Here is a 9,252-nt window from a genome sequence, read left to right on the forward strand (position 1 = left end):
CGCTTTTATCTCCTTTCGCACAGGTCCTCCTGAATTTTATTCAGGAAAACGCTCCGATAAAAGCACCCACCGCACATCGCCACGCATTTGGTGGACGTCCACGCGCTAAATTGCTGAAAACGAATTAGTCTTTGCTAGCTACTATTTTTCTGAACACCCCTGACACCGATCAAGGAATATCGAATGTCGAAGGGACTATATTTCCATCAACCATCAACCATCAACCATCACTAAGGTACGCAATCATGCGGGCCCGGGAGAGCTTGAACAGGTATTGCAGGACATTCCTGTGCTGCTGCATGTAGATTTCTTTCGACAGGTCTGGGATAAAGGAACGGAGCGCTTCGAATTGAGAGTCTACCGACTCGGGGTAACGCGTGAATGTAGACTTAAGGGTTTTGCCTACAGCTTTGACATATGTCTCAAAGCGCGCCCTGCTTAGTTTGCCGCCACGGACGTAGGTGTCGTAAAGCGTTGTGCGTACATACGTGACAGCTTGCTGGATGGCTTGCTCAACTTCTATCGGGGCATAGCTCGTTTCTACATCGGTTTCAAATGGTACTACAGCGCCCATGAAGCTGGCCCGAAGCACCTGGGCAAATCCGCTCAGTGGGTAGCCGTTGCAATAATGCGGGTGGACTTCGATAAAGTCGGCAAAAGCGCTGACTGCTTTATAGGTGTTTGAGGTATTGCAGAGAATGGACAGCATGTGGGCCTCGAGAATTTCCGCCGGTGCAAGCGGTAGGTGATTCACAGCAGTATCTTTGTCACCCATTACCAGCCAGCTTGCCTCTTTCGACTTTACGAGGCTTATCCGCTTGTCTTGCTTGGCAGCTTCTTTGATGTTGCGAATAATTTTTGCCAGGTTCGGATCTTCCTCTCTGTAATTTCTGAAAAGGCCCTCATTAACTTTGCTGAACACGAGCCGGCGTAGCGCAATCTTGAGCTCGTCTTCAGAGAGAGATGTCCAGTTGCACGTGTCAAAGTATTGTGCAAGCACGACAAACCGGTCGTGTGTATCGCGCTGATAAAGTTCAGCAATACAATCGAGGGCAAGGTCCTCATTGGAGATACCAAATTGATTGTCGACAAGGGAGCCGCGACGCAGGCGGTGATGCAGGTAGGCAAGTGCAATTCTGAAGCAGATTTGAACCAGGTTGTTTACAGCTTGATGTTGGGGATGGGCGCTGAAAATTTGCGAGAGTGTTGCTTTTAGGGTCACGATGTAAGGATCAGGATATGTGGGGATTGATTGACTGACCCTACATGCGCAAATCCAGATAGAAAAGCGACATGCTGATCCATAACGGCGCCGGCGCCACTTAATTTAAATTTTTTGCCCGGGCCGTGTCGCGAATTAGGCAAACCTTGCGCATTAGTATAGAATGGCGCGCTGCATTTCAATCCAGGACCTGGTCTCCATGGGCAAAACCAATGGCGCTCATGTTCTAGCTGCTAATGCTACGGACGGGGTAGAAAGAACCAGCACTGGTGGCACGCACTGCACAATGGCTGTGCGTATTGTGATAAAGTCTAATTGACGCACTGTAAAGTCCATCTTTTGCAGTGTCCCAACCGATCCCAAAAGCTTTCTTTGTCATGAAAAACACGTCAAACGTAACCGAGGTACTTATTGCTGCGCGAAAAGGTGAAGACGACGCGCAAAACCAACTTTGGGCTATTGTTTATGATGAACTGCGAAAAATTGCACACTTGCAGTTGCGCAGTGAAAGCAACCGCCGCATGCTTTCAACAACAGCGCTGGTGCATGAAGCCTACTTACGACTGGTTGATGAGAAAAGTATAGAGTGGAAAAATAGGGCCCATTTCTTTGGCATTGCTTCGCGCGTGATGCGCCGGGTTATTGTTGATAATGCCCGCAAGCAATGCGCACAGAAGCGCGGAGGAGGACAACTGGCAGAATCATTTGATGAAGCCCGCTTTGTCCCGGAAAATCGAATTCAGGAGGTCCTGGATCTCGATGAAGCACTCAACGCCCTCGAGCACATCAATGCACGCTGGAGCAAGGTGGTAGAGTGTAAATATTTTGGAGGATTGAAAGAGGCAGAGATCGCCGACATTCTCGACGTATCTATCCGTACTGTTGAGCGCGACTGGGTGAAAGCCCGGGCGTGGTTGTATCACCACATGCACAAACCCATGGCAGAGGCCTGAGCCGTTGCCTCCGTGGGCTATGCAGGAAACCAACATTCCGATGGAAGAAAATACCCTTGATCTCTCGTCGTTTCGCCGGGAAGTGACAGCCGCAACCCTGTCACCTGATGAATGGGCGCAAGTAGATAAAATTCTAGATGAAATGCTGGAGTTGCCGGAGCATGAACGAATGGCCTATCTACAGCAGGAACGTGTAGAAAACCGGGTCATTCGGCAGCAAGTACAGCGGTTGTTGGCTGCGTGCAAAATGGAAACGGCCCGGGCCTTTCTGGAACCGCTACATGAAGCGGGGAGCCCAAACATGCTCCGGCAAATGGAGCAAGCCTTAACAACCCCGCAGGTAGAACAACTCACGCCTGGTCAGGATGTCGGGCCCTATACCATTGTTCGCCCTATAGGTAAAGGGGGCATGGGTGTGGTATATCTTGCAGAACGCTCGTTTGACGCCTATAAAAAACCGGTGGCGCTCAAAGTTGTGAAGCGCGGCATGGATACGGATGATATCCTGCATCGATTTCGGGTTGAACGTCAAATCCTTGCCGGCCTGGAGCATCCGCATATTGCCCGATTGCTCGATGGCGGTGTAACGCGCCATGGCTTGCCGTATTTCGTCATGGAATATGTAGATGGCGAGCCCATTGATTCTTATTGCGACAACAACAAATTGCCTGTGCGCGAACGGCTTGCCCTGCTTAATCAGGTGTGTGAAGCTGTACAATTTGCCCACCAGAACCTTGTTGTTCACCGCGACCTCAAGCCCGGCAATGTACTCGTTACCGCTGATGGGCAGGTGAAGCTACTCGACTTCGGGATTGCCAAGTTGCTTGATAGTAGCGAAAAGGGGGCTACCCTGTATACCACCGAAGATAGCGGCCGGCGAATGACGCCTGAATACGCTGCACCCGAGCAAATTCGCGGTGACCAGATTACCACCGCAACGGATGTTTATGCCCTGGGTGTCATTCTGTATGAATTGCTTTCCGGCCGCCGGCCCTATCGGTTCACAACGCGGATGGTATCTGAGTTTGAAGAGAAAATTTGTCAGGTTGTACCGGGCCGACCAAGTACAGCATCGGCCCGTAATTTTTCAGATACCGAGAAAGATACGAGGCAGGTAAGTGCATTAAGAGGGACGCAGCCCGACCGCCTCCGGCGCCAGTTGGCAGGGGATCTCGATGCGATTGTCCTGAAAGCGTTAAAAAAAGAGCCGCCACTTCGGTACGCGTCAGCCGGGGAGCTCGAAGCAGACATTGAGCGATACCTCAATCATATGCCGGTGCAAGCCCGGCGCGATTCTGTCAGATATCGCGTTGGTAAATTTGTGCGGCGCTACAAGCTGACCGTAGCAGCGTCATTTATTGCCTTGCTCGCGTTGCTGGGCGGGGTAGTTACCACCACATGGTGGGCACAGAAAGCGCAGGCAGCCCTTGATGCCGCTACAGAAGAAAAGAATCGCAAGGAAGAGATCAACGCGTATTACACAGCGATGCTGTCGGTTTTTAATCCGAGCACAACGGAAGAATATCAGCTGGCAAGGAATGTGCTGCACGGTGGAATCGATAAACTGGAAAAGCTGGATGATCAGCCCATGATGCAGGCGGTTGTGATGAATGCGCTGGGCGAATTTAGCCGGCAGTTCAGGCTTTATGGTATGGCTGATTCCCTATTTCAGCAATCGTTGAACCTCCAACGCAAGAGCAACCTGCCGGCAGACCATCCCGATCTGATTACCAGCCTGAATGGCATTGGCCGCGTCCTTATGATGCAGGGGCGATTTGATGAAGCCGAGGCGGTATTTCTTGAGAACATTAACAATAGCCCCGAACGGGTAGACAGCTACATTAACCAGAGTTTTGTATACCTGTCAACTGGTCGCCTCGATGAAGCCATTGATGTGCTGCAACAGGTGATTGCCATCGAACCCGACAACATAAAGGCTACAAACAACCTGGGCATCAGTTATTTCTATGCGCGTCGCTGGGAAGAAGCATTGGCGTGGAACGAAAAGGCTGTAGCACTTGCACCATCGTATATCACCTACCTGAATTTGGCGACCCTGTATTACTACCAGGAGGCCCGGTATGCAGATGCTGCTGCTGTCTATGAAAAAGCGTTGGCGCTGAACGATAAGGACTACGCCATCTGGGGTAACCTTGCTACGGCGTATTACTGGGCACCCAATTTGAGGCAGCGGGCAGCAGAAGTTTACGATATTGCAATAGCGAAAGCAGAAAAGAGCCTGCGCGAATTCAAAGCGGATGACGCAGAGGCCATGTCGCAACTGGCAACGTACTGGATTATGTTGGGGGATGAGACAAAAGGCCGGCGATACATTGAAGCTGCACTGGCCCTTGCGCCAACGGATAACAAGTTCATCATGCGCCACGGTTTTATTCTTGAGCGGCTGGGTATGCGAAGGGATGCCCTGACATGGATTGAGAAAGCGATCACAAATGGCTATCCTGTAAACAACATCGAAGGGGACCCCGGGTTTGCCGAGCTTCGCAGTGATGTACGGTATCACAATCTGCAGGGCGTTCACCCTGCATCAGACGCTATCCAATAAGAGGTTATGGAAAACTTACCCATTATTTTATTCAGTATACTCACCACCATACTGGTTTTATGCCTCACTTATTTGGCTGCCAAGCTGGCACGGCTCAAACCATCGCAGCCGGCGCCAGGCAAACCAGTTCCACCACGTAATCCCAAAGAAGGTGCAACGTACCAGCTAAACGTTAAAGTTGGCGAAAACAACCGCTGGAGGGTCGAAAACGCAGATGGTTCACACGGACCGCTCTACGTGCGCAAAGGAGACCGCATTGTCTGGAAAATAGAGGGCACTGATGCGTTTTTTCAGTTTCCGAGGAGCGACCACTTCTTTCTCGACAGCAAAACAGACGGCGCAAAACAGCCCGACCCATGGCTAATCGAAATTGGTCCGGATGGTGGGCAGGTTAGCGTCGTCATCGCAGAGCGGGCTTGTCCGGGCGCCTATGCTTATAGCGTGTTTTGCAACGTGTCGAAGAAGAGCAACATCCCTGTAACAGGCTATGCTGAAGGGGGCTCGCCGCCTGAGTTCATTATTATGATTTGATCCATTCTGGTCATTTGCCCAAATTGCACTGTCGCGGTTTTTCAGGATAACACGTGCCCTGAGGCTGAGGCAGTGCTTTTTCTTTTTTATACCTGCGCTACCTGCGCTGTTTTAGTTTCCGATAGACATTTTCGATCCAATTTTTCCCTTCTTCTGTTGGACGCAGAAATTCTTCAGGCACCTCCGTTTCACAACTCTCAAGCAACGCTTCTGCTTTGGCAAGGACTTCCGGGTTTGGACACGCGCGGCGTAGAAAGGCTTGCCGCTGGTGTGACGGAAGTGCAAGGGCTTCGTCAATAATTTCGTTTAGTTGGGCTTCTTCAGGGAAAGGCATTGGATATGAGAAAGATGATGATTGGTGCAGCACGGAACGCGTTTCCTGGAGTTTGGGATGTTTAAGGTAGCTGTAAGACAGCGCATCTGGTGGACAACGAAGGCAAAATTGCCTCACAATATGGCAGACAGATACACGCTTACACCACAAAGAATATGGCGTAAAAACATGATGGAAAGTGACAATGGCAAGGTGTTTTTTATTGTTAACCCTGCCACATTACTGCGCCAGAATGATTTTTTAAGCCGGCTGTCGGATTCCGTGGGTTTTCTGCGCTATTAGTGTTGGGTAGCTATCGCCGAAAATTAGACCCCTAGCCATGAAAACACCACAGGGAGAAATCACACGGCTGATTGAGGAGATGCGTGGGGGGGATGAATCAGCCAGACAACGCCTTTGGGAAGCTGTTTACCAGGAGTTGCAACAGATTGCACGGTACAGAATGCGGGGAGAGCGCGAGGGACATACGTTGTCGACCACAGGCCTGGTCCATGAGGCCTATTTCAAATTAATGGGCCCACAAACCCATCGCCTGAATAACAGCCAGCACTTCTTTGCTTTTGCATCCCACGTGATGCGGGAAGTGCTCATTGACTACGCCCGTAAGGCAAAAGCACAGCGCCGAAATGGCGGCATAAAACCTGAACCCCTGGAAAATGCAGCGGACGAAATCGGACTGCATACCATTTTCGGGACGCTTTCTCCCGAACAGTTTATCGACTTGTATGATGCGCTTGAAGCCCTGAAAGTCCTTAATCCTACGTGGGCTACCGTTGTTGAGTGCCGGTTCTTTGGCGGGATGACTTTCCGGGAAATTGCGGAGATCATCGGATACGATACCCGTACGGCTGAGCGGTACTGGCAGCGCGCGCGTAGCTGGCTCTTTACCCGGATGAGTGGGAAAAGTATCGCAGCCTGACTACCGCCTCAATATGCAGGGCCTGACCCAGCCCTGCGCTCCCCACATTAGCGTGCGGTTTCCACGCGCCGACCATTTGCAAGAAACAACATGGAAGATCCCCCGCAGGAAAAATTAAACGCTATCATAGACCGTGCGTTTGACCTGGAAGGTGCAGCACTTGCTGCGTATTTGGATAAGACCTGTGCCAGCAATGCGCAGTTGCGACAAAAGGTAGAAGCCTGCCTTGCCGGCGCAGATGTTTCGGTACCAAAAGGTTTTATCTCAGATCCAGTGCCCGGCGTCAACGTTGCCGCGCTTAATTTGGTGGCACTCAAAGAAGAAGCTGACTTCAACAACAACCAGTTTGAGAACGGTGATACAGTAGGCGTGTATCGGATTCTTGAAATGCTGGGTGAAGGCGGCATGGGAGAAGTCTATCTTGCAGAACGGAACGACAACCAGTTTCATCGCAAGGTTGCCATCAAAATTGTGAAAGCCGGCATGGGGACACAGGAAGTACTTGCCCGCTTTCATTACGAACGACAAATTCTTGCCAATCTAAAACACTCAAACATCGCCCAGTTATTGTACGGCGATGTTACCGATACCGGGTTGCCTTATTTTGTGATGGAGTACGTGGAAGGCAAGCCAATCACCGAGTATTGCGATGCGCACCGTTTGCCCATGCGTGCAAGGCTCAAGCTTTTCAAAACTGTGTGTGATGCGGTTCGTCACGCACAGCGCAACCAGGTGGTTCACCGCGACCTCAAGCCCTCCAATATCCTTGTGACTGCAGAAGGCGAAGTAAAGCTGCTGGATTTTGGAATTGCAAAGCTACTCGCAAAAGATGGAGAAAGCGAAGATCTATATACGGCAACAGGTGCCCGCGGGCCGTTTACCCCGGCGTATGCCAGTCCTGAGCAGGTTAATGGGCAACCGGTGGATACTTCAACGGATGTGTATGCCCTCGGGGTGATATTATACGAGCTGCTGACGGGGCGCCGGCCCTATGAACTGGATCGCAGCGGGTTGACGCCCGACAACATGCGACTCATTTGTGAACACATCCCAACCATTCCAAGCAGTGTGGTTACCCGTCGGTTCTTGAATGAGCGCAGCGAAGTGCCGGGTGCGCTAAGCAAAAAACGTGCTAGTGAGCCATTAAAACTACGCCGGCTCCTCCGTGGTGATGTTGATGCCATTGTGATGAAGGCACTCAAAAAAGAGCCGGAACGCAGGTATCCCAGTGCAGCAGAATTGTGGTCTGACCTGAATTATTACCTGCTCAACCGCCCAATCAGCGCCCGCCACGATTCGTCTCGGTACCGCGCCTTTAAATTTGTGCAACGGCATAAGTGGTCCGTTGCTGCGTTTACTTTCGCTGCATTTGCAGTTTTCGGTGGATTGTTTTCTTCAATATCACAGGCAAGCATTGCCAAAGAGGAGCGAGATGAAAAGATAAAAGAAGCTAATAGGGCAAACGTTGCTTGGGAATATCTGGATGAAATCTTGTTGGCGATTGATCCAGATGTCTTGCAAGGCAAAGAAATATCAGCGTTTGATTTGTTGAAAACGGGAGTTGATAATATCAATCAACTAGACGATCAACCAGATGTCAAGGCAAGCATTCTTAAAACGATTGGCACTGCTTATCTCAACCTTGGTAAATTCCAAGATGCTGATTCAATTCTATCCGTTGCTGGAGATTTGTATATCGGCAAGATGCAATCAGAGGCTATTGATGTAGTTGATGCGTTGTTCAAACTCGGGCAAGCTAAGCGTAATACTTCTGAATACGATCTAGCTATTAATCTATTCGAACAGGCTCTGGCACTCCTCGAGAACGCTACATCCCAAGAAGGAGTGCTCTTGGAAAGCCAAATAAATAGTGAGTTGTCTCTTGTCTATTCAGGGTTGCGGAAGTTTGAAGAAGCACTTCGTTATGCCCAAAAGGCCAACACGATAGCTAGTGAGCTTGTTAGGGATAGTAGTGCTAACAGGTTGGATCTGAACATGGCTCTTAGCTTGGATCGAATGGCTACTGCATACAAAGGTTTAGAGTCGTTTTTGTTGTCGGATTCTCTCTATAGTAGCGCATTGAGCATTCGTCGTAGAATTCTAGGTAACAAACATCCTAAGGTTGCAAATACGTTGGTCGGAATGACCAGCGTGCTTTTCTATCTTGAGCGCTGGGAGGATGCTATCATGACTACTGAGGAGGCAAGAAAGATAAACCTTACTGCTTATGGTGATGATCATGTGTCGGTGGCTTTGTGTGACTATTGGCTTGGTAGAATTAGGTCTCGCGAAGAAAAATATAAAGAAGCAAATTTTTACTTCCAGCGAGCCAGGGCGAAGTACTTAACGGCAGTTGGCAAGAATCATCCATGGACAATAGTCGCTGATGCTTACTTTGGGATTTCTCTATTAGAGTTACAAGAGGTGAGCCGCGCTATTGAGATTCTAGAAAAAGTTAGAGTTAGATACAGTGAGAATGGTATCGGTGATTCTGACCGTCGAGTCGTAATTAATAATCATTATTTGGGAAGAGCATATCTCCAAAAAAATCAGTTTGAAGAGGCAGGAGAGTTATTGCTCATGAACAACAGATTATTGCAAGATGAGGGCAGTGCCTGGGCGAAAGATTTGTTAGAAGAAAATCGCAGTCTTTTAGCTAGAATTTGAAGAGATGAGCGTTCATCTGGAGATTAAGAAAGGATAAAAATTAACGGGGCCTAGCATATA

At 49.7% G+C, this 9,252-nt stretch carries 7 protein-coding genes; 5 read left to right on the top strand and 2 right to left on the bottom strand.

The window, feature by feature from the left end; genetic code table 11:
- Window positions 1-220: 220 nt before the first annotated feature.
- Window positions 221-1,222, bottom strand: a complete 1,002-nt coding sequence (locus AAF564_23825; GenBank protein MEM8488598.1) for a hypothetical protein — start codon at window positions 1,220-1,222, stop codon at window positions 221-223.
- 377 nt (window positions 1,223-1,599) lie between these two features.
- On the opposite strand from AAF564_23825, the gene AAF564_23830 reads away from it, so the two are divergent.
- From AAF564_23830 to AAF564_23840, 3 genes are read left to right on the top strand one after another with little or no spacing between them, the layout of a single operon-like run.
- Window positions 1,600-2,175, top strand: a complete 576-nt coding sequence (locus AAF564_23830; protein ID MEM8488599.1) for a sigma-70 family RNA polymerase sigma factor — start codon at window positions 1,600-1,602, stop codon at window positions 2,173-2,175.
- Between the two features lie 40 nt (window positions 2,176-2,215).
- Window positions 2,216-4,741, top strand: coding sequence for a protein kinase (locus AAF564_23835; protein ID MEM8488600.1), 2,526 nt, complete (start codon window positions 2,216-2,218; stop codon window positions 4,739-4,741).
- Between the two features lie 6 nt (window positions 4,742-4,747).
- Complete coding sequence (locus tag AAF564_23840) at window positions 4,748-5,272, top strand: hypothetical protein (protein ID MEM8488601.1); 525 nt, start codon at window positions 4,748-4,750, stop codon at window positions 5,270-5,272.
- Window positions 5,273-5,369: 97 nt separating this feature from the next.
- Here the strand turns inward: AAF564_23840 and AAF564_23845 are convergent, their stop codons facing one another.
- Complete coding sequence (locus AAF564_23845; protein ID MEM8488602.1) at window positions 5,370-5,606, bottom strand: hypothetical protein; 237 nt, start codon at window positions 5,604-5,606, stop codon at window positions 5,370-5,372.
- A 319-nt stretch (window positions 5,607-5,925) separates the two neighbouring features.
- Between AAF564_23845 and AAF564_23850 the strand changes: the two genes are divergently transcribed.
- The gene (locus AAF564_23850; GenBank protein ID MEM8488603.1) at window positions 5,926-6,525 is read left to right on the top strand and encodes an ECF-type sigma factor; all 600 of its coding nucleotides are present in this window, start codon (window positions 5,926-5,928) and stop codon (window positions 6,523-6,525) included.
- A gap of 90 nt (window positions 6,526-6,615) precedes the next feature.
- The gene (locus AAF564_23855; protein ID MEM8488604.1) at window positions 6,616-9,192 is read left to right on the top strand and encodes a serine/threonine-protein kinase; all 2,577 of its coding nucleotides are present in this window, start codon (window positions 6,616-6,618) and stop codon (window positions 9,190-9,192) included.
- The last annotated feature ends 60 nt before the right edge of the window (window positions 9,193-9,252 follow it).

Source organism: Bacteroidota bacterium (genome assembly GCA_039111535.1).
In the GTDB taxonomy this organism is placed as follows: domain Bacteria; phylum Bacteroidota; class Rhodothermia; order Rhodothermales; family JAHQVL01; genus JBCCIM01.

What these genes read in the sequence shown, in the direction of transcription:
- AAF564_23830 (MEM8488599.1), top strand. Translation starts at nt 1,600, where the DNA reads ATGAAAAACACGTCAAACGTAACCGAGGTACTTATTGCTGCGCGAAAA.
- AAF564_23835 (MEM8488600.1), top strand. Translation starts at nt 2,216, where the DNA reads ATGGAAGAAAATACCCTTGATCTCTCGTCGTTTCGCCGGGAAGTGACA.
- AAF564_23840 (MEM8488601.1), top strand. Translation starts at nt 4,748, where the DNA reads ATGGAAAACTTACCCATTATTTTATTCAGTATACTCACCACCATACTG.
- AAF564_23845 (MEM8488602.1), bottom strand. Translation starts at nt 5,606, where the DNA reads ATGCCTTTCCCTGAAGAAGCCCAACTAAACGAAATTATTGACGAAGCC.
- AAF564_23850 (MEM8488603.1), top strand. Translation starts at nt 5,926, where the DNA reads ATGAAAACACCACAGGGAGAAATCACACGGCTGATTGAGGAGATGCGT.
- AAF564_23855 (MEM8488604.1), top strand. Translation starts at nt 6,616, where the DNA reads ATGGAAGATCCCCCGCAGGAAAAATTAAACGCTATCATAGACCGTGCG.